Below are 19,086 nucleotides of genomic sequence, written 5' to 3'. Positions count from 1 at the left end.
TCCAGGCATGAAAGTTAGCCTAACCTAAATTTACTTAGGTTTGCCTAACTACCTTCTCGCCACGCCTGCCACAGACGCGCGTACCGGCCCCCCAGAGCCACCAGCTCGTCATGGGTCCCCCGCTCCACCACCCGCCCCGCGTCCAGCACGGCGATCCGGTCCGCGGCCATCGCCTGCGTCAGTCGGTGCGCCACGAACAGCGTGGTCCGGCCCGCGCACGCGGCCAGCACCGCCCGCTCCAGCTCGGCGGCGCCCTCGCTGCCCGCCTCGGCGGTCGACTCGTCGAGCACCACCACGGGCGAGCGGCCCAACACCAGGCGGGCCAGGGCGATCTGGGCGACCTTGGTGACGTCCAGGCGCTCGCCGCCCTCACCGACCACGGTGGTCAGTCCCTCGGGCAGCGCGTCGACCCACCCGTCGGCACCGACCGTGCGCAACGCGTCCATCAGCCGCTCATCGCTCGCCTCCGGCGCGGCGAGCCGCAGGTCGTCGGCGAGCGGACCGGAGAACACATGAGTCTCCTGCGTCAGGATGCTCACCAGGGCCCGCGCGCCGGCCTCGTCCAGACCGGCGAGGTCGTGCGCCCCGATGCGTACCGACCCGGCCTGCGGCGTGCCGATGCCGGCGATCAGCGCGGCCAGGGTCGACTTGCCCGCGCCCGTCGCCCCCACCAGAGCGAGCGAACCGCCCGCCGGGATGGTCAGGTTGATGTCTCTGAGGACCGGCTCGTCGGTGTCGGGATAGCTGAACGTCAGCCCCTCCACCGTCACGGTGTACGACGCGGAGTCGGCCGGAGCGACGGATCCGTCGCCCACCAGGCGGTCCTCCGCGTCCTCCCCCAGCACCCCGACCAGCCTGGTCAGGCTCGCGCCCGACTTCTGCCCCTCGTCGAAGGTGAACATGATGGCGCCCAGCGGGGTGAACAGCCGGTGGAACATGAGCGGCGCCGCCGACACCTCACCCAGACTGGCGGCGTCGGCCTCCAGCAGGGCGTAACCCACGACCAGGATCAGGACCAGTCCGATGAACTCGGCCCGGTTCTCCCGGCCGACGAACCGGCCGAAGAACCGGAACACCTCGATACCGAGATTCCGCACCCGCCACGACTCACGGGTGACCGTCTCGCGGACGGATTCCTCCAGGCGGTACGCCCGGACCGTGTCGATGCCGTTCAGTCCACTGATCAACGCCTGCGCGCGGTCGGCCTGGGCCACCCGCTGCTTGCGGTAGAGCGGGGCGGACCGGGGAAGGTACCAGCGAAGCGCCAGCGCGTACGCGGGCAGTGCGCCGGCGCCCGCCAGGCCGAGCCGCCAGTCCAGCCCGAACATGCCGACCGTGGCGATGACGACCAGCACGCCCGCGGAGAACACGGTGGGAATGGCCGTACGGATGCCCTTGGACAGCACGGCCACGTCGTCACCGACGCGGGACAACACGTCGCCCCGGCCGACCTGTTCGATCCGCGCGCTCGGCATCGCGAGCACCGCCCGGACGGCCCGTTCCCGCAGCCGGGCGAGCAGATCCGCGCCGAGGCGCCCGATCAGATAGGTCGACACGGCGGTGGCCGCCGCGCCGAGCAGCGCGGCGGCCCCCATCAACACCCCGACGGTGACCAGCACCGAGCGCGATTCGCCCCCGACCACCCCGTCGACCACCTGCCCGAGCAGGAGCACCGGGAGGACTTGGAGCGCCGCCCCCGCCACCGTCGTGAGCATGGTGGCGAGGGTCAGCCACGGCGCTTCGCGACAGTGCGCCACGACCCACCGGGTGGCCTCGCCTCCGGTCGCCGTACGCAGGGCCGCCGGGGCGACGCGTGTGTCGGTGGCGCTCACCAGGGCTTCGGGTCTCGTCGCTGACTGATCACCGTCGTCATCTCTACTTGGCCGACTTGACGAGTTCGTCGATGGCGTACGGCAGGGACGGCAGGGTGCCCTGGGACATGGCCGCGCCGACCGCCGGGCCCTCGCTGTCCAGCAGGTAGGACACGTTCCCGTTCTTGACCGCGGGCAGGTTGGCGAACAGCTCGAACTTCTTCAACGCCTCGGTGTCCGCCTTGTCGTTGACGACGAAGATGCGGTCGACGTCGATCAGGTCGATGCGCTCGGGCGACAGTTCGGTGGAGAAACCGCCGTCCGCGATCTCGTCGATCTTGGTCTGGTACTTGAACCCGGCGCCGGTCACCAGCTGCCCGCGCACGTCGGTGGAAGTGAACGGGGCGATCGAGTCCTTGTACCAGGAGATGACGACCGCGGTCTGGTCCGCGAACTCGGGGTTCGCCTTCTTGGCCGCGTCCAGCTTGTCCTGGATACCCTGCACCTGCTCGGCGCCCTCGTCCTCCTTGCCGAGCGCCTTGGCGATCTGGCGCGCGTTGTCCTGCCAGGGAGCGCTGAAGGGCTCCTTCTCGGCCTTGGTACGGCCCACGGTCGGGGCGATCTTGGAGAGCTTGTCGTAGGCGGCCTGGTCGACCTCGGAGTAGACCGCGATGATCAGGTCCGGGCGCAGGGCCGCGATCTTCTCGTAGTTGGGGCCCGGGTCACCGTTCTTCATGATGACGTCGGGACGCGTGTCGCCCCACTTGTCCTTCACCCAGGGCCACTGGGTGTTGATGTCGGGGGTCTTGCCCGCCGGGTTCGGGTACTGGTCGACCATGCCGACCGGCTTGACGCCGAGCGCCAGGGCGGCCTGGTCGTCCGTGTAGCCGACGGTGACGACGCGCTTGGGGGCCTTGGTTACCTCCGTGGATCCGAACGCGTGCTCCACGGTGACCGGGAACGCCCCGGACGCGGCGGCGGGGGCGTCGTCGCTCGGCGTCTCGTCCTTCGAGTCGGAGCCGCACGCCGTGAGGAGGCCGGCACCGAGGGCCGCGGCGGACAGTGTCGCCGCCAGTCGCCGCCACGGATTCACGAGCGTCGTTCTATGGAGAAGCATCCGGGATCCCTTGTGTTCGCGCTGACCGCTGCACCCTTTTCTTAGGGCAGCCAAACCTTACCCTGAGGCGGTGAGGTTAGCCTAGCCTAACCTTTGAATCGGCCCAGTTGAACCAGGGGTTGGACCCGCTCAGACGTGCGTACGACCCAGCGGCACGATGATCGGGCTGTCACCCACCGGGGCGTCGATCACCTGGGCACGCAGCCCGAACGCCTCGTGCAGCAACTCGGCGGTGATCACATCACGCGGATGCCCCTGCGCCAGGATCGAACCCTCCCGCATCACGATGAGGTTGTCGCTGTAGCGCGTGGCCAGATTGAGGTCGTGCAACACCATGACCACGGTGCGCCCCGACTCGTGCAGATCGTCCACCAGGTCGAGCACGTCGATCGCGTGCGCCAGGTCCAGATAGGTCGTCGGCTCGTCCAGCAGCAGCAGGTCGGTGCCCTGAGCCAGCGTCATCGAAATCCAGACGCGCTGCCGCTGCCCGCCGGACAGCGAGTCGACAGGACGGTCGGCCAGATCGGACACCCCGGTCATGGCCAGCGCGCGCTCGACGACATCGGCGTCGTCCGACGACCACTGCCGCAGCCAACTCTGGTGCGGATGGCGCCCCCTGGCGACCAGATCGGCCACCGTCAGCCCCTCGGGCGCGACCGGCGCCTGCGGCAGCAGGCCGAGTTTCCTCGCCACGTCCCTGGTCCTGAGCCTGCCGATGTCCTCACCGTCGAGCACGACCATCCCCCTGGCCGGCTTGAGCAGCCGCGTCAGGGTACGCAACAGGGTCGACTTCCCACAGCCGTTGGGGCCGATGATCGTCGTGATCACCCCTGGCGGGATCGCCACGTCGAGACCGTCGATGACGGTCCGGCCGCCGTACCCGACCGTGACGCCTCTCGCTGCCAGCCGTGCGACGTCACTGGTCCGGAACTTGATCCCGGACTCGGTCTCGGTCTCGGTCTCGGACCCGGTTTCGGACTCGATCCCGGTGATGGACTGAGCGGCCACAAGCCCCCCTTATTAGGTTTGCCTAACCTTTTTATCATCTATCTGTCTGGCGGAGGTTCGCCCGTACCAGCAGGTAGACGAGGAAGGGCCCGCCGATCGCGGCGGTGACAACACCGACCGGGAGCGTGATCGGCAGCCCCGCGCGCGCGACCAGGTCAGCGCCGATCAGCAGCAGCGCGCCGACCAGGCCGGAGGCCACCATCGGCGGTGTGGGGCACCGGACCAGACGCATCGCCACCTGCGGCGCCACCAGCGCGACGAACGCGACCGGACCCGCCGCGCCCACCGCGACGGCCGCCAGCAGGACCGCGCACAGCAGCAGCACCGCCCGCACCCTCGAGTACCGGACGCCCAGGCCCGCGGCGACGTCGTCGCCGAGATGCATCGGCTTGAACTGGAAGGCGGCGGCGGCCACGACGACCAGGAGAGCGAGCGTGCACCAGAGCGCCACACGTACGTCGTCCCACGACCGGTTGTCCAGCGAGCCGATCAACCACACCTGGGCCCGCGCGACATCCCTGATGTCGGCCTGCACCAGCAGCCAGGTCGTGATCGCCTGCATCACCGCGCTCACCGAGATGCCGATCAGGATCAGACGGAAGCCGTCGATCCCGCGCCGCCACGCCAGGAAGTACACCAGCAGCCCCGTACCGAGGCCGCCGGCGAGCGCCGCCGCGGACAGGCCCACGGAGCTGACCACCGCCGCGGTCGTACCACTCGACACCGTCACCAGGAACACCGCGACCGCGCCGGCGCCCCAGGTGATCCCCAGAATGTCCGGGCTGGCCAGCGGATTGCGTGCGACGGACTGCGTGATCGCCCCGGACACCCCCAGCGCGATCCCCACGACGAGACCGGCGAGGGCACGCGGCATCCGCAGATCCATGACGACGAACTCGTCGACCTGCTCGCCCCGGCCGAGGATCGTGGCGATCACCCGAGACAGGCCGATGGGGAAGTCGCCGACGCCGATGGACACGCAGAACACCAGGAAGGTCGCCGCCGTCAGCAGCAGCGTGACCAGCACCATCCAGGGCCGCCAGACGAACGACAGCCGGCCGAGCCGCGCGCCCGGCACCACCGATCGCTTGACCCGCTCGTCGTGCTTCTCACGCTTCTCGGCTGTCTTGTTCATGCGCTCTTGAACTTTCCTCGCCATACGAGGCCCGCGAAGAACGGGGCGCCGAGGAGGGCGACGACGACGCCCGAGTCCAACTCGCCCGGCCGCACCACCAATCGCCCCACGATGTCACTCACCAACAGGATCAGAGCTCCGAGCAGACCCGCGTACGGCACCAGCCAGCGGTAGTCCGGCCCGGTGAGGTAACGGGCCACATGGGCCACCATCAGCCCGAGGAACGCGATGGGGCCGCACGCCGCCGTCGCCGCGCCCGCCAGCAGGGTGATGGCGGCGATGCCGACGGTCCGGCTCAGCGCCATGTTCACTCCCAGCCCACGCGCCACGTCGTCGCCGAGATTGAGCAGATTGAGAGCGGGCAGCGTGAACAGCGCCAGCACCAGCCCGGCCGCGATGAAAGCGGCCACCGGCCAGATGACGCCGAAGCCGACACCTCCGACGGAACCCGAGTTCCAGAACCGGAGCGCGTTCAGCGACTGCTGGTCCGACAGTGAGATCGCCGTGGTCATCGCCGCGAGGAACACCGTGACCCCCTGCCCCGCCAGTGCGAGCGTCAGCGGGTTGCCGGCCCCGCGCCCGATGCTGGAGAGACCGAACACGACGACACCGGCGACCGCCGCTCCGAGGAAGGCGAACCACACATACTGGAAAGGGTTGGTGAACCCGAACAGCGCGATCGCGGTCACCACGGCGAACGAGGCACCCGCGTTCACCCCGAGCAGACCCGTGTCCGCGATCGGGTTACGTGTGTACCCCTGGATCAGCGCGCCGCCGACCCCCAGGGCGATGCCCGCCACGATCGCCAGCACCGTCCGGGGCACCCGCACGGTGTGCACGATGAGCCGGATCTCGGTGAGCCGCTGGTCGCCGTCCGGGGCCGCGAACAGTCCGTGCCACACCTCGGCGGGACTCAGCGCGCGGGCTCCGACGGCCAGCGAGACCACCCCCGTGACCAGGAGGATCATCGCCAGCACACCGAGCCCCGCGGCCCGGTGCCGACGAACTTCCGTCGTGCCCTTGGGTATCGGGCGTTCCACTGCAGTCGTGCTCATGTCGAGGTACGTCATCCCGTTGATCTACGAGGGAAAGGGGCCCGGTCGGGCGTCTCACATGCGGCCGACAGGTTCTAGCGGGCGGCGGCGCTGCCGCTGCCCCGGGCGACCTGGCGGGCGCCTCCGGAGGCGGACTTGGCGCCCCGGTCGAGCAGCGAGTCCAGGATCTCGCCGACCCGGATCGCGGTGTTGGACAGCAGCGAGGACGTGATGCCGTGCGTGTGCTCCGTACCGCCCTGGAGATAGATCCCGCAGCGCAGGTCGTCGTCCGTCGCGACGCGGTAGTCCCGCTCGACGCGCACACGTCCCTCGTCGTCGCGCAGGCAGCGCTCGGCGACCTCACCGAGAAGGCCGACCGGGTCGGCCTGGTCGTAGCCGGTGGCGAAGACCACGACGTCCGCGTCCAGGAAGGTCTCCTCGCCCGTGACGAGGGACTTCACCGTGGCACGGGCCTTGTCCGCCGTCTCCTTGACGTCGACGAGGCGCGACACGTTCAGGAAGCGCAGCCGCTCGGTGCCGAGGACCTTCTCCTGATAGCTCTGCCGGTAGAGCTCGTCGATCAAGTCGATGTCGACCACGGAGTAGTTGGTGTTGCCGTGGTAGTCCATCAGCCGGCTCTTGACGTCGTCGGGCGCCGCGAAGTACTGGTCGACCGCTTCGGGGTCGAAGATCCGGTTGGCGAAACCGCTGTCGTCGGCGGGGCTGTAGCCGTAGCGCGAGAAGACCGCGCAGACCTCGGCCTGCGGGAAGCTGCGGTGCAGGTAGGCGACGTTCTCGGCGGCGCTCTGCCCCGCGCCGACGACGACGAACCGGGAGGGCGAGGTGCCCTCCAACTCGGCGACCCTCTTCAGCAGTTCGGAGTTGTGCCAGACGCGGTCGCCACGCTCCACGCCCTGCGGCATCTGGGGGCGCAGCCCGGTGCCGATGACAAGGTTGCGGGCCCGGTGGACCGCGAGCCCGTCCGCCGACCGTACCGTCACGTCCAGGTACTCCGCGGCTCCGTCACGAACCACCTGGGTGACACCGACGACCTCGTGACCGTACGAGACCATGTCGTCGACCTTGGCGGCGGCCCACTCGAAGTAGTCGTGGAACTCCACCCGCAGGGGGAAGAGGCTCTTGTGGTTGATGAAGTCGATCAGCCGGCCCTTGCTCTGCAGATAGCAGAGGAAGCTGAATTCGCTGGTCGGGTTCCGCAGCGTCACGAGGTCCTTGAGGAAGGACACCTGCATGGTCGCGTCGTCGATCAGCATTCCCCGGTGCCAGCCGAAGCGCGGCTGCTGCTCGAAGAAGTGAGCGGTGACGGGCTCCTGACTGCCGACGCGTGCGTTGTGCTCGCTGACCGCGATCGACATGGCCACATTGGACGGCCCGAAGCCGATGCCTATGAGGTCGTGGACCAGTGCTGCGTCGCCAGGAAGAACCTGTGACATGTCACTCCCATTCATACGGGGAAGCCGCTTGTCAGGTGCGGGGGATACGAAAAGCGGGCGCGCCGACAGGGCCACCCATCCGAACTTAGGTGAGCCTAAGCTAATCTCCGACGGCTGTCGATAGGGCCTCGGGCGGCCGGCGCCCATCGACTGGGGTGCCGTATAAGCGAGTTGCAAACTAAGGTAAGCCTTGCTTAACTCTCCGTCGGTCCATCCCTGCTCTGAGGAGGAACCCCATGCGGGTCGTCATGTTCGGTTACCAGACCTGGGGGCACCGCACCCTGCAAGCCCTCCTGGACTCCGAGCACGACGTGGTGCTGGTCGTGACGCACCCCAAGAGCGAGCACGCGTACGAGAAGATCTGGAGCGACTCCGTCGCCGACCTCGCCGAGGAGCACGGCGTGCCGGTGCTGATCCGCAACCGCCCGGACGACGAGGAGCTGTTCGAGCGCCTCAAGGCGGCCGACCCGGACATCATCGTGGCCAACAACTGGCGTACGTGGATCCCGCCGCGGATCTTCGGCCTCCCGCGCCACGGCACGCTGAACGTCCATGACTCGCTGCTGCCGAAGTACGCCGGATTCTCCCCGCTGATCTGGGCCCTGATCAACGGCGAGCCCGAAGTGGGCGTCACCGCACACCTGATGGACGACGAACTCGACGCCGGAGACATCGTCCGGCAGGAGGCGGTTGCGGTCGGACCGACGGACACCGCCACCGACCTCTTCCACAAGACCGTCGACCTCATCGCCCCGGTCACCATCGGGGCGCTCGGCCTCATCGCCGACGGGCAGACGGAGTTCACCAAGCAGGACCGCTCACAGGCCAGCTTCTTCCACAAGCGGTCGGTCGAGGACATCCGCATCGACTGGACCTGGCCGGCGGAAGACCTCGCACGCCTGGTCCGCGCCCAGTCGGAGCCGTATCCCAGCGCCTTCACCTTCCACCGGGGCAAGCGACTTGAGGTGCTGGCCGCGGTGGTGTCCGAGGGGCGTTACGGCGGTACGCCCGGCCGCATCTTCTACCGCGAGGGCGACGGCGTGGTGATCGTCGCCGGAGCCGACGCGCGCACCGGCCGCAACCACGGGCTGGCCATCACGCGCGTACGCACCGAGGACGGCCGTGAGTTGTCCGCGACGGACTACTTCACCTCCATGGGCGGCTATCTCACCAACCGCCCCTGACGCCGCACCGCGTAGACGACGGCGCCCGCGATCAGTACGGCGGCGCCGGAGAGCACCGAGGTCAGCGGTAGGGCGAAGGCCAGGGCGAGACAGCCGGCCAGCCCGACGAGCGGGATGATCCGGGCCGGGCGCCCTTCGGCCGGAGTGAGCGTGAGGGCGGCGGAGTTGGCGACGGCGTAGTAGGCCAGCACTCCGAAGGAGGAGAATCCGATCGCGCCGCGCACGTCGGCTGTCGCCGCCAGTACGGCGACGACGGCGCCGACCGCGAGTTCGGCGCGGTGCGGCACCTGACGTCGGGGGTGTACGGCGGCCAGGGCGTGGGGCAGGTGGTGGTCGCGGGCCATGGCCAGGGTCGTACGGGAGACGCCGAGGATCAGCGCAAGCAGCGAGCCGAGCGAGGCCAGCGCGGCCCCGGCGCGCACCACGGGCGCGAGCCAGCCGGATCCGGCGGCATGGACGGCGTTTGACAACGGTGCGCTCGCGTCCGCCAGTTGCGCCGGTCCCAGCACCATGAGGACGGCGACGGCGACGGCCGCGTAGACGACCAGGGTGATGCCCAGGGCGAGCGGGATCGCCCGCGGGATCGTACGGGCCGGATCCCGGACCTCCTCGCCGAGGGTGGCGATGCGCGCGTATCCGGCGAAGGCGAAGAACAGCAGCCCGGCGGCCCGGAGCACCCCGCCGAAGGCGGCGTCCGATCCGATGTCCAGGTGTGCGGCCCGCGCCGAGCCGCCGGCCAGACAGGCGGTGACCACCGCGGCGAGGACCGCCAGGACCACGGCGACGATGACGCGGGTCAGCCACGCCGCCTTCCGCACCCCGGCGTAGTTCACGGCGGTCAGCGCCACCACGGCGGCGACCGCCACCGCGTGCGCCTGGCCGGGCCACGCGTAGAGGCCGAAGGTCAGCGCCATCGCCGCGCAGGAGGCGGTCTTGCCGACCACGAACGCCCACCCGGCCAGATAGCCCCAGAATTCTCCGAGCCGTTCGCGGCCGTAGACGTACGTGCCCCCGGAGGCCGGGTAGCGGGCGGCGAGCCGTGCCGATGACTTCGCGTTGCAGTACGCCACACCTCCGGCGACGGCCAGGCCGATGAGCAGCCCGGACCCGGCCGCCCCTGCGGCGGGGCCCAGCGCGGCGAAGATGCCCGCGCCGATCATCGAGCCGAGCCCGATCACCACGGCGTCGAACACCCCAAGGCGCCGCTTCAGCTCCATCGTCCGCTCCTCCGCGCTCTGCCGGTGTCGGCGCACGGTATCGGACCGAGGTGTCGAGTCCGATGGGCCATACAGAACATTGAAGATCCACTTAGAAAAATCAATGTTCGCACGTTGACGTCTTAAAAAACTCAAGATAAAAATGAATCGCGAGCGTGTCGCCGAGAGCAAGGGAGCCGAGGGTGGACTGGCAGGAACTGACGGACCTCACACAGGGGCAGCCGTTCGTCGTCGAGCGGGTCCGCCTCACCGACAGCGGCGTCGCGGTCGAGGGGCAGTTCGAGCCGCCGCAGCTGGCTCAACTCGGCGTCGACGATCAGGTGTTCGTTGCCGCGTTCGTACGGTCGCACGGTTCCATCAAGGAGATGGAGCGGATCTTCGGGGTGAGCTACCCGACGATCAAGTCCCGGCTGAAGCGGATCGCCGAACACCTCGATTTCGTCGACACCGACCCGGCGCCCACCAGCGCCGACGTCGTCGACCGCCTCCAGCGCGGGGAGATCAGCGCCCAGGAGGCGCTGGCCGAGCTGGAGAGGGCCCGATGATCCCGTACCTGGTCACGGTGCGCTATCGCCGTGCCGACGGGCGCCGGCTACGGCTGTACGTCCCCGTCCTGCCGGTCCTGGTGCTCCTTTCACCGCTGTTGCTCCTCGCCCTGACGGCCGGGCTGGTCGCATGCCGCGTCACCGGAGTGAGCGCGGTGGGGGCGCTGCGCGGCGCCGGGCAAGTGCTGTGGGCGCTGCCCGGCACCCGGTTCGAGATGGAGCAGGGCCGAACTGCCCTGCGGATAAGCGTCAGATGAGTGAGAGAGGAAGAGCGACCATGAACGAGCAGCGCCGCCAGATCCTGGAGATGCTGGCCGGGGGCAAGATCACGGCGAATGAGGCGGAGCGGCTGATCGTCGCCGTCGAACGGGATGCGTCCGACCCGTCACCGGGTGGCGTGTCCCGCCCGAAATCCCGCCCCAAGTACCTGCGCGTGGTGGTGAATTCGGAGGACGGCACCGGCGGCGACGGGCAGAGCCGGATCAACATCCAGGTCCCGCTCCAACTTCTGCGCGCCGGGGTCAAGCTCACAAGCCTTGTCCCTCCGCAGGCGCTCACCAAGGTCAATGAGCAACTGCACAAGTCAGGGGTACCGATCGACCTCACCGAGCTGAAGCCGCAGCACCTGGAGGAGCTGATCGAGCATCTCGACGAGGTCAGCGTCGACATCGACGACCCCGACGCAAAGGTGCAGGTGTTCTGCGAGTGACACCGGCCCGGTGCCGGCCGCCCTCGGCGGCACCGGCTCCATCCAGCTGACACCAGCCGCTCCGCGGCGGGCGCGCGTCAAGGCGCGATTTGTCAGGCACGGAGGGCGGGGCTCGCGCCCGCCGCGCGGGGCACCTCCCCTGCGATGTGTGGACACGCCCTGGAGCGGCGGCCCCACGTAACAGACCAGCGCACCCCAAAGGGCAGCATCCGGACAGCCGGAGCCGTGCGCGGCGCGACCGTGCCGCGCGCCAACGCCCCCGCTCCCCCAGCCACTTCAGGCACTTCAGACACTTCAGCCTTCGAAGGGAACGCCCATGCCTTCATCTGTCATGCCCACATCCAGGCGAGGTGACGGTCGCCCGCCGACCGTCGCCGTCTCCACCTCCGGGCTACGCAAGTCGTACGGCGACAAGACCGTCCTCGACGGCATCGACCTGCGCATCCCGTCCGGCACCGTCTTCGCGCTTCTCGGGCCCAACGGCGCAGGCAAGACCACCATCGTCCAGATCCTGTCCACCCACCTCACCGCCGACGGCGGCCAGGCCCAGGTCGCCGGACACGACATCACCACCTCACCCCACCAGGTACGCGCCGCCATCGGCGTCACCGGCCAGTTCTCCGCCGTGGACGGCCTGATCACCGGCGAGGAGAACATGCTTCTCATGGCCGACCTGCACCACCTGCCCAGGGCCGAGGGGCGCCGGGTCACCGCGGAACTACTCGACCGCTTCGACCTCACCGACGCCGCGAAGAAGCCCGCCGCCACCTACTCCGGCGGCATGAAACGCCGGCTCGACCTCGCCATGACCCTCGTCGGCAGCCCCAGGATCATCTTCCTCGACGAACCGACCACCGGCCTCGACCCGCGCTCCCGCCACAACATGTGGCAGATCATCCGCACACTCGTCACCGGCGGCGTCACCGTCCTCCTCACCACCCAGTACCTCGACGAAGCCGACGAACTCGCCGACCGCGTCGCCGTCCTCAACAACGGCACCATCGCCGCCGAAGGCACCCCCGACGAACTCAAACGCCTCATCCCCGGCGGACACGTACGACTCCGCTTCACCCACCCCCACGCCTACCAGACCGCCGCCACCACCCTGCGCGAAACCACCCGCGACGACGAGGCACTGTCCCTCCAGATCCCCAGCGACGGCAGCCAGCACGACCTGCGCACCATCCTCGACCGGCTGGACTCCGCCGGCATCCGGGCCGACGAACTGACCGTCCACACCCCCGACCTCGACGACGTGTTCTTCGCCCTCACCACCGACACCAACCACCCCAACCAGCCCAAGGACGCGGTCCGATGAGCACCCTCAGCCTCGCCGTACGCGACTCCAACACGATGCTCCGCCGCAACCTCCTGCACGCCCGCCGCTACCCGTCGGCGACCCTGAACCTGCTGCTCACGCCGATCATGCTGCTGCTGCTCTTCGTCTACATCTTCGGCGACACCATGAGCGCGGGCATCGGCGGCAGCGGCGCCGACCGCTCCGCGTACATCTCCTACATCGTCCCCGGCATCCTGCTGATGACCATCGGCAGCACCGTCATCGGCGCCGCGGTGTACATCTCCATGGACATGACCGAGGGCCTTATCGCCCGGTTCCGTACGATGGCGATCCACCGCGGCTCTCTGATCATCGGGCACGTCCTCGGCAGCGTCCTGCAGTCGATCGCCAGCGTGGTCCTCGTCGGCGCCGTCGGCGTGGCCATCGGATTCCGGTCCACGGACGCCACGGCGCTGGAGTGGCTGGCGGCGTTCGGGCTGCTCACGATGTTCGCACTGGCGCTCACCTGGATCGCGGTCGCCTGGTCCGTCGGCCTGGCCGCGCTCGGCTACCGCTGGTCGACGGTGCAGTTCAGCCGCGACCCGAAGTAGGTAACGCGGTCCGGGCGTACCGCCGTTGTGCGAGTGGTCACCCGAAGGGGTGATCGGCGAATTGCCATCTGTCGCAACGATGAAGCGTTTTGTAGCGTCTGACCTTCCAGGGGAAGGGGGCGACGCGATGAACGCACAGTCGGAGTGGGGCGGTCGGGGTGCCTGCCGGAAGATCGACCCGGACACCCTGTTCGTGCAGGGCCAGGAGCAGAACAGGGCGAAGTCCGTGTGCCTGGGCTGTCAGGTGCGTACCGAGTGCCTGGCCCACGCCCTCGACAACCGTGAGGAATTCGGTGTCTGGGGTGGCATGACCGAGCGTGAACGCCGGGCGCTGCTGCGGCGGAGACCGACCGTCACATCCTGGTGGCGCCTGTTGGAGACCGCCAGGAGCGAGCACGAACAACCCGACGACGCCGACGCCGGCGCCGGTGGTCGGGACATGTCCGCGAGTGGTTTCTAGGGAGTGTCCGAGCGCGCCGCGTGGCGCAGGTGTTCCGCGAGCGCGGCGGTGGCCGTCGGCGAGGTCCGGGCGGACTTCGCGCCCCAGGCCAGCAGATGGAGGCGGCGCGCCCAGGGGTCTTCCAGGTCACATACGTCGAGCGCCAGGTGGGGGTCGACGGTGCGACGCGGTACGACGGCGAGCCCGACTCCGGCCGCGGCGAGGGCGACGAGGATGTTCAGGCTCGCGACGGTGGTGCGGTAGCGCACCACCGGGGCGTGCGGGCCGAGGTTCTTCTCCATCCAGCGTCGTAGCGAGGAGTCGGCGTCCAGCCCGACGAGAGGGTGCTCGGCGACCTCGCTGTAGGTCAGCCCCGTTCGCCCGGCGAGAATCCCGCCGGCCTGGCCGATCACGACAAGGGAGTCGTCGCCCAGCGGCTCCGTGTCGAGGCCGCAGTCGCGTGCCTCCTCGTCGTCGATGACGATCCCCAGGTCGGCCTCGCCGTCGGTCAGCAGTCGCACGGTCTGCGGGGTACGGCTCTCGGAGACCCGGACGTCGACGTCCGGGTGCGCGCGCAGGAACGAGACCAGGGCCCCCGGCACGAATCCCTGCATGGCCGAGCCGCCGCCCAGCAGGGTCAGTGGAGCGGTCGGGGACCGGGTGTAGCTCGCCACGGCGCTTTCCAGCCGTGCCGTCTGTGCCAGGACGTCGCGCGCGTGGCGGGCCAGCGTCGTCCCCGCCGGGGTGGGCCGCACTCCGCGCCGACCGCGGATCAGCAGCGCCACACCGGCGTTGTGCTCCAGCGCGCGCACCCGCGCGCTGGCCGACGGCAGGCTCAGATGCACCCGGCGCGCGCCTCCCGTGATCGACCCCTCCGCCAGGATGTCGAGAAAGAGCCGCAGGTCGTCCAAGTCATAGCGCACCCCTTCAGCCTATGGCACAGGCTTAGGCTGACTACAGAAATGGCGCATTGTGCACGCACCGGACGCGGGGTGATGCTCGACGGGTGCCTCCCGAGATTGTGCTCGTCCTGCTGGCCGGTGCCGTCGCCGGAACGCTGAACGCCATGGGTGGCGGCGGCACCTTCGTGGCCCTGCCCGCTCTCGTCGCGGCGGGCCTCTCTCCGGTGACGGCGAACGCGTCGTCGACCATCGCCCTCGTACCCGGTGCCGTCGCCGGCGCGTGGGTCTACCGGCGCGAACTCACCCCGGTCGGCGAGACGTCCACGCCGACGCTGACCGCGATCAGCGTGATCGGCGGGGCGCTCGGCGCGGGCCTGCTGCTGACCCTGCCCAGCGCGTCGTTCAGCGCCGCCGTACCGTGGCTGCTCGCGTTCGCCACGGTGGTCCTCGCCTTCGGCCGCCCCCTCTCCCGCGCGCTGAGCACGGCGAGGGGGCGCCCGGTGGGGACCGGCATGAGCCCCAGGACCGTCCTGATCGCCCAGTTCGTCCTCGCCGTGTACGGCGGATACTTCGGCGGGGCCATAGGCATCATGATGCTGGCGCTGTGGAGCATCGGCCTCGGTCTCGACGCCGCGGCGGGCAACCCGATGCGGATCGCCCAGGTCGCGGCCGTCTATCTCAGCGCGACCGTCCTGTTCCTCGTCGCCTCGGACGCCCTCGGCACGCCGCTTCTCCTCACGGCCATGCTGGTCGGCGGGGTGGCGGGGGGTTTCGCGGGGGCCCACGTCGCGCGCCGACTCCCTGCCGGGCTGCTGCGCGGCATCATCCTGACCATCGCCGTCACGATGACCGTCCTCTACTTCCTACGCGGAACGAAGGCCGGCTGACATGGCCGGAGGTGACACCGGGGCGCCGTATCCGCAGGCGGCGCGAGCGAGGCTGGAGATGGCGTTCGCGGCGTACGAACTGGCCGAACTCGCGCGCGCGGCCGTCCCGATCGGGAAGCACGAGCTGTGTGCCGACGGCGCCGGTCGCCCGGCGGGTGCGACGTCGGGCGACGCCGCTCAAGTCCTCGCTGCCGCACATCGGTTCTTTACGGCGGCGGTCGCGTTCGAGCGCTTCCGGGACGACTCACGGTCCGCCGAGGCGGACGACTCCGACGAGGCGTCCACCTCCGACGAACCGCGCCACGAGGTGAGTTGGTGGCGGGCCTACCTGGCTGCCGCGCCGCTCGAAGCGGCACGCGACCTCGACGACTGGGTACTGCGTCACCGTGACGGGGAGCCGGATCCCGGCCCCGCGCCGGTCTCCGGCGGCCTGACCGGACGGCCGAGGTGCTATCCGAACTGGCCCGGCTGGTAGTCGCCCGCGGGCTGCTGGACGATGACGTTCATACGGTTGAACGCGTTGATGAGGGCGATCAGCGAGACCAGAGTGGCGAGTTGCTCCTCGTCGTAGTGCTTGGCCGCGTTCGCCCAGACCTCGTCCGGGACCCCACCGGCCGCGTCAGCGATACGGGTGCCCTGCTCCGTCAGCTCCAGCGCGGCGCGCTCGGCGTCGGTGAACACCGTGGCCTCGCGCCAGACGGCGATCAGATTGAGGCGCAGGGAGGTCTCGCCCGCCACCACGGCCTCCTTGGTGTGCATGTCGGTGCAGAAACCGCATCCGTTGATCTGGCTCGCGCGGATCTTCACCAGTTCCTGCGTGGCGGTCGGCAACGCCGAATCCGCGACCACCTTGCTCGCCGAGATGAAGCCTTTCAGGACCTTGGCCGCGGTCGCGTTGCCGAACACGTTCAGTCGAGCGTTCATAACGAACTCCTCCGCCGTAGTTGCCGGGTACACAGCACTGACGGACCGACTCGGCGGAATGTGACCGCCGCGCGGCGTACGCGCCGCGCGGCATGACGTCACGGTCACCGGAGGCGGCGGCGACGAACCCCACGGACGGAGGGCGACCACGCGTCACGCCGCTCGGACAGCCAGCCGGGTGCCCAACTCCACGATCCGCAGGGAGCGTTCCGTGGCGTCCGCGAGGATCTCGCGGCTTCCCTCGATCGCTTCGGGCAGCGACATCGGCGCCGGCAGGATCGCGCTGTACGCGTCGACGCCGATCGCGCGCACCATGTGCGCCCCCGGCCCGATCGTGCCCGCCAGCACGAAGACCGGTACTCCGGCCGCATGGGCGCGGCTCGCGACCTCGGCGGGGATCTTGCCGCGTACGGTCTGGTGGTCGAGCGCGCCCTCGGCCGTGATCACCAGGTCGGCGCGGGCCAGTCTGGCGTCCAGGTCGAGCCGGTCGAGCAGGACTTCGAAGCGAGGCATCAGCCGCGCCCCCAGTGCGGCGAGTCCCGCCCCGAGACCGCCGGAGGCCCCGGTGCCCGGGGCCGTCCGCAGGTCGATCAGGGGCGGCAGATCGCGGGTGAGGATCGCCGCCCAGCGCTCCAGGGCCGCCGACAGCACCTCCACATCGGCCGGGCTCGCGCCCTTCTGCGGCCCGAAGACGCGTGCCACGCCGTGCGGACCGCACAGGACGTTGAAGGGGTTGCAGGCCACGAGCAGTTCGGTGCCGGCGAGGCGCCGGTCGAGTCCCGACGTGTCGATACGGTCCAGTTCGGCGAGCGCCGCGCCGCCCGGCGGAAGTTCGCGGCCGTGGTGGTCCGTCAGCCGGGCGCCCAGCGCCTGGAGTGCTCCGGCGCCCCCGTCCGACGTACCGGAGTCCCCGCAGCCGACGAGCACACGCCGCGCTCCGTGGTCGAGTGCCGCCCGGATCAACTCGCCCACGCCGTACGTGGTGGTGGCCCCCGGATCACGCCGGTCGGCGGGTACGAGGGAGAGCCCGGCGACGGCGGCCATCTCCACGACGGCGGTGACGGGACCGGAGGCGGGGTCGGCCTCGCCGAGCAGGGCGAAGTGGGTGGGGACAGGCAGCCCCACCGGGCCCGTCGCGGTGCACGGCACCAGCCGGCCGCCGCCCGCGAGGGCCAGTGCCTCCGCCGTACCCTCTCCCCCGTCCACCAGCGGGATCAGGTCGATGTCGGCGTCGGGGATCACCCGTAGGACGCCTTCGGCGATGGACGCGGCCACCTGAGCCGCGGAAAGAGACTCTTTGAACCCGCTGGGGGCGATGACGATGCGGTAGCTCATGGCTGGGTCTCCAGATGGACGGGCACGCCGAGCAGCGGCCAGACGGCGAGGGCGAAGAGCAGCACGAGGGCCGCGGTGAGTGGCGCGAGCAGGGCCGAGAGCCGCAGGAGATCGCGCGGGGTGTACGTGGGAGTGCCGGGCACGTCGGCGAAGAGCGCGACCGGCTTCGCGGAGGCCGGGAGGGTGTGGCAGAAGCCGGCCGCGGCGGTCGAGGCGAACGCGGCGGCGACCGGATTGACTCCGGCGGCGATCGCCGCGGCCACCACCAACGGAACCAGCACGGAGGACCTGGCCGAGCGGGACTGGAGCGCCAGGTGGGCCGCCGTACTGATCACGACCACACCGGCGAGAAACATCCACGGCGGCGTCGACGCCCCGCCCGGCACCCACCCCACCAGCCAGTCGGCCGCCCCCGATTCGGAGAGCGCGATGCCCATCGCCATGGTGGCGGCCATGAACAGGAGCAGCGGCCAGGGCACCGTCCGCAGACCGTCCTTGAGGCCGACCGTGCCCAGCGCCGGCGAGGCGGCGACGACGGCGCCGATGAGGGCGACCACCGCGGGCGACACGCCGTGCAGCGGTTCGCTGCACCACAGCACCACGACGGTCCCCAGCAGCAGCAGGCACCGCGCCTCCGGCGGGGTCAGCGATCCTTCCACCGGGGCGTCGGAGTGCTCCTGGATCTGCGACGCGGTGATCCGTACGGGCCCGGTCCGGTCGGCCCGGCGGGTGGTCGTCAGGAGGACCAGTTCGGCGGCCAGATGGGAGGAGGCCACGGCGAGCGGCAGCCCGAGGATCAGCCAGGTGACGAAGTTCAGCTCCTCTCCGGTCTGCTCCCACAGCACGCCGACGGTGATCAGATGGGCGCCGGCGCCGATCAGGGTGGCGACGGCGGAGAGCAGGATGACCGTCGGGAAGAGGAGCGCGAGCATCACCACCAGTCGCTTCCGATCGGCGAGCGCCTTGGCGAGCGCCAGGAAGACCGGCAGGGCGAGGGCCGCACGGCCGGAGGTCGCCGGAACGGCGAAGGCCGTGACGACCAGCCCGGCGGTGGTCAGATGCACCAACTGCCGTACGGTGCCCGCCCCACCGACCAGGAAGGCGGCGGCACGGCCCGCGAGCCCGGTCTTGGTGACGGCGGCGGCCAGGACGAAGGCGCATATCAGCAGCCACACCGTCTCGTCGCCGAGGGTCGCGAAAAGCGTCTCGCTGCTGATCACCCCGGTCGCGGTGAGCGCGAGTCCGGCGCCGAGCGCGACATAGGTGTCGTCCACCGAGGTCGCGATCCAGGTGTACGTGGCGAGGGTGAACACGACGAGCGTGAACCGCGCGTCGGCGCCGAGGCCGTGGAAGTTGCCGGGCACGGCGAGCAGGGCGCAGAGGCTCAGAACGGCGCAGAGGGAGACGGTCTGTCGGAGTGAGAGGGGCACAACGATCAGCCTGGGTGCGGGCCGTGAGGTCCGAATGAGGCTTGCGTGAAAGCCGCTTCATCTGC

General features: G+C 70.1%; 20 protein-coding genes. 9 read left to right on the top strand and 11 right to left on the bottom strand.

The features are described from left to right. Positions 1–44: 44 nt before the first annotated feature. The 6 genes from ACIBLA_RS19685 to ACIBLA_RS19660 all read right to left on the bottom strand — a co-directional run bounded on the left by ACIBLA_RS19685 (position 45) and on the right by ACIBLA_RS19660 (position 7,559). The gene (locus ACIBLA_RS19685; protein WP_363242610.1) at positions 45–1,832 is read right to left on the bottom strand and encodes an ABC transporter ATP-binding protein; all 1,788 of its coding nucleotides are present in this window, start codon (positions 1,830–1,832) and stop codon (positions 45–47) included. A 43-nt stretch (positions 1,833–1,875) separates the two neighbouring features. Then, positions 1,876–2,928 (bottom strand): iron-siderophore ABC transporter substrate-binding protein, encoded by a 1,053-nt coding sequence (locus ACIBLA_RS19680; RefSeq protein ID WP_399199287.1) that lies wholly within the window; start codon positions 2,926–2,928, stop codon positions 1,876–1,878. Between the two features lie 129 nt (positions 2,929–3,057). Next, positions 3,058–3,864, bottom strand: a complete 807-nt coding sequence (locus ACIBLA_RS19675) for an ABC transporter ATP-binding protein (RefSeq protein ID WP_363242678.1) — start codon at positions 3,862–3,864, stop codon at positions 3,058–3,060. Positions 3,865–3,970: 106 nt separating this feature from the next. Then, complete coding sequence (locus ACIBLA_RS19670) at positions 3,971–5,071, bottom strand: iron chelate uptake ABC transporter family permease subunit (protein ID WP_363242607.1); 1,101 nt, start codon at positions 5,069–5,071, stop codon at positions 3,971–3,973. Continuing rightward, entirely contained in the window at positions 5,068–6,126 is a 1,059-nt protein-coding gene (locus ACIBLA_RS19665; RefSeq protein WP_363242606.1) for an iron ABC transporter permease, read from the bottom strand. The genes ACIBLA_RS19670 and ACIBLA_RS19665 overlap by 4 nt, the downstream gene beginning before the upstream one ends. Positions 6,127–6,200: 74 nt before the next feature. Then, positions 6,201–7,559 carry a SidA/IucD/PvdA family monooxygenase gene (locus ACIBLA_RS19660; protein WP_363242605.1) on the bottom strand — a complete coding sequence of 453 codons (1,359 nt, stop codon included), beginning with the start codon at positions 7,557–7,559 and terminating at the stop codon, positions 6,201–6,203. A 236-nt stretch (positions 7,560–7,795) separates the two neighbouring features. Here ACIBLA_RS19660 and ACIBLA_RS19655 point away from each other — a divergent pair, with 236 nt between their 5' ends. Beyond that, complete coding sequence (locus tag ACIBLA_RS19655; RefSeq protein WP_363242604.1) at positions 7,796–8,743, top strand: methionyl-tRNA formyltransferase; 948 nt, start codon at positions 7,796–7,798, stop codon at positions 8,741–8,743. Here ACIBLA_RS19655 and ACIBLA_RS19650 read toward each other — a convergent pair. Then, the gene (locus ACIBLA_RS19650; RefSeq protein WP_363242603.1) at positions 8,722–9,960 is read right to left on the bottom strand and encodes an APC family permease; all 1,239 of its coding nucleotides are present in this window, start codon (positions 9,958–9,960) and stop codon (positions 8,722–8,724) included. The two genes, ACIBLA_RS19655 and ACIBLA_RS19650, sit on opposite strands and share 22 nt — an antisense overlap. A gap of 182 nt (positions 9,961–10,142) precedes the next feature. Here ACIBLA_RS19650 and ACIBLA_RS19645 point away from each other — a divergent pair, with 182 nt between their 5' ends. The 6 genes from ACIBLA_RS19645 to ACIBLA_RS19620 all read left to right on the top strand — a co-directional run bounded on the left by ACIBLA_RS19645 (position 10,143) and on the right by ACIBLA_RS19620 (position 13,564). Further along, positions 10,143–10,505 carry a DUF2089 domain-containing protein gene (locus ACIBLA_RS19645; RefSeq protein WP_363242602.1) on the top strand — a complete coding sequence of 121 codons (363 nt, stop codon included), beginning with the start codon at positions 10,143–10,145 and terminating at the stop codon, positions 10,503–10,505. After that, complete coding sequence (locus ACIBLA_RS19640; RefSeq protein ID WP_363242601.1) at positions 10,502–10,762, top strand: hypothetical protein; 261 nt, start codon at positions 10,502–10,504, stop codon at positions 10,760–10,762. Before ACIBLA_RS19645 ends, ACIBLA_RS19640 begins: the two co-directional genes overlap by 4 nt. Before the next feature lie 20 nt (positions 10,763–10,782). Further along, positions 10,783–11,214 carry an SHOCT-like domain-containing protein gene (locus ACIBLA_RS19635; RefSeq protein ID WP_363242600.1) on the top strand — a complete coding sequence of 144 codons (432 nt, stop codon included), beginning with the start codon at positions 10,783–10,785 and terminating at the stop codon, positions 11,212–11,214. A 331-nt stretch (positions 11,215–11,545) separates the two neighbouring features. After that, positions 11,546–12,532: an ATP-binding cassette domain-containing protein gene (locus tag ACIBLA_RS19630; RefSeq protein WP_363242599.1), complete on the top strand. Its 987-nt coding sequence runs from the start codon at positions 11,546–11,548 to the stop codon at positions 12,530–12,532. Further along, positions 12,529–13,104, top strand: a complete 576-nt coding sequence (locus ACIBLA_RS19625) for an ABC transporter permease (RefSeq protein WP_363242598.1) — start codon at positions 12,529–12,531, stop codon at positions 13,102–13,104. The genes ACIBLA_RS19630 and ACIBLA_RS19625 overlap by 4 nt, the downstream gene beginning before the upstream one ends. A 127-nt stretch (positions 13,105–13,231) precedes the next feature. Next, positions 13,232–13,564 (top strand): WhiB family transcriptional regulator, encoded by a 333-nt coding sequence (locus ACIBLA_RS19620; RefSeq protein WP_363242597.1) that lies wholly within the window; start codon positions 13,232–13,234, stop codon positions 13,562–13,564. On the opposite strand, the gene ACIBLA_RS19615 is transcribed toward ACIBLA_RS19620, so the two are convergent. Then, the gene (locus ACIBLA_RS19615) at positions 13,561–14,466 is read right to left on the bottom strand and encodes a LysR family transcriptional regulator (RefSeq protein ID WP_363242596.1); all 906 of its coding nucleotides are present in this window, start codon (positions 14,464–14,466) and stop codon (positions 13,561–13,563) included. The two genes, ACIBLA_RS19620 and ACIBLA_RS19615, sit on opposite strands and share 4 nt — an antisense overlap. Positions 14,467–14,549: 83 nt before the next feature. On the opposite strand from ACIBLA_RS19615, the gene ACIBLA_RS19610 reads away from it, so the two are divergent. Both ACIBLA_RS19610 and ACIBLA_RS19605 read left to right on the top strand, forming a co-directional pair. Further along, positions 14,550–15,332 carry a sulfite exporter TauE/SafE family protein gene (locus ACIBLA_RS19610; protein ID WP_363242595.1) on the top strand — a complete coding sequence of 261 codons (783 nt, stop codon included), beginning with the start codon at positions 14,550–14,552 and terminating at the stop codon, positions 15,330–15,332. A gap of 1 nt (position 15,333) precedes the next feature. Then, entirely contained in the window at positions 15,334–15,807 is a 474-nt protein-coding gene (locus ACIBLA_RS19605) for a hypothetical protein (RefSeq protein WP_363242594.1), read from the top strand. On the opposite strand, the gene ACIBLA_RS19600 is transcribed toward ACIBLA_RS19605, so the two are convergent. The 3 genes from ACIBLA_RS19600 to ACIBLA_RS19590 form a co-directional block, all read right to left on the bottom strand. Beyond that, positions 15,783–16,256 carry a carboxymuconolactone decarboxylase family protein gene (locus ACIBLA_RS19600; protein ID WP_363242593.1) on the bottom strand — a complete coding sequence of 158 codons (474 nt, stop codon included), beginning with the start codon at positions 16,254–16,256 and terminating at the stop codon, positions 15,783–15,785. The two genes, ACIBLA_RS19605 and ACIBLA_RS19600, sit on opposite strands and share 25 nt — an antisense overlap. Before the next feature lie 153 nt (positions 16,257–16,409). Next, positions 16,410–17,591 (bottom strand): glycerate kinase, encoded by a 1,182-nt coding sequence (locus tag ACIBLA_RS19595; protein ID WP_363242592.1) that lies wholly within the window; start codon positions 17,589–17,591, stop codon positions 16,410–16,412. Next, the gene (locus ACIBLA_RS19590; RefSeq protein ID WP_363242591.1) at positions 17,588–19,021 is read right to left on the bottom strand and encodes an SLC13 family permease; all 1,434 of its coding nucleotides are present in this window, start codon (positions 19,019–19,021) and stop codon (positions 17,588–17,590) included. Before ACIBLA_RS19590 ends, ACIBLA_RS19595 begins: the two co-directional genes overlap by 4 nt. Between the last annotated feature and the right edge of the window lie 65 nt (positions 19,022–19,086).

This window comes from Streptomyces sp. NPDC050433 (genome assembly GCF_044458565.1).
Lineage (GTDB): Bacteria > Actinomycetota > Actinomycetes > Streptomycetales > Streptomycetaceae > Streptomyces.
The sequence above is the reverse complement of the archived record's forward strand: the minus strand, read 5'-3'. Positions and strand labels throughout refer to the sequence as shown.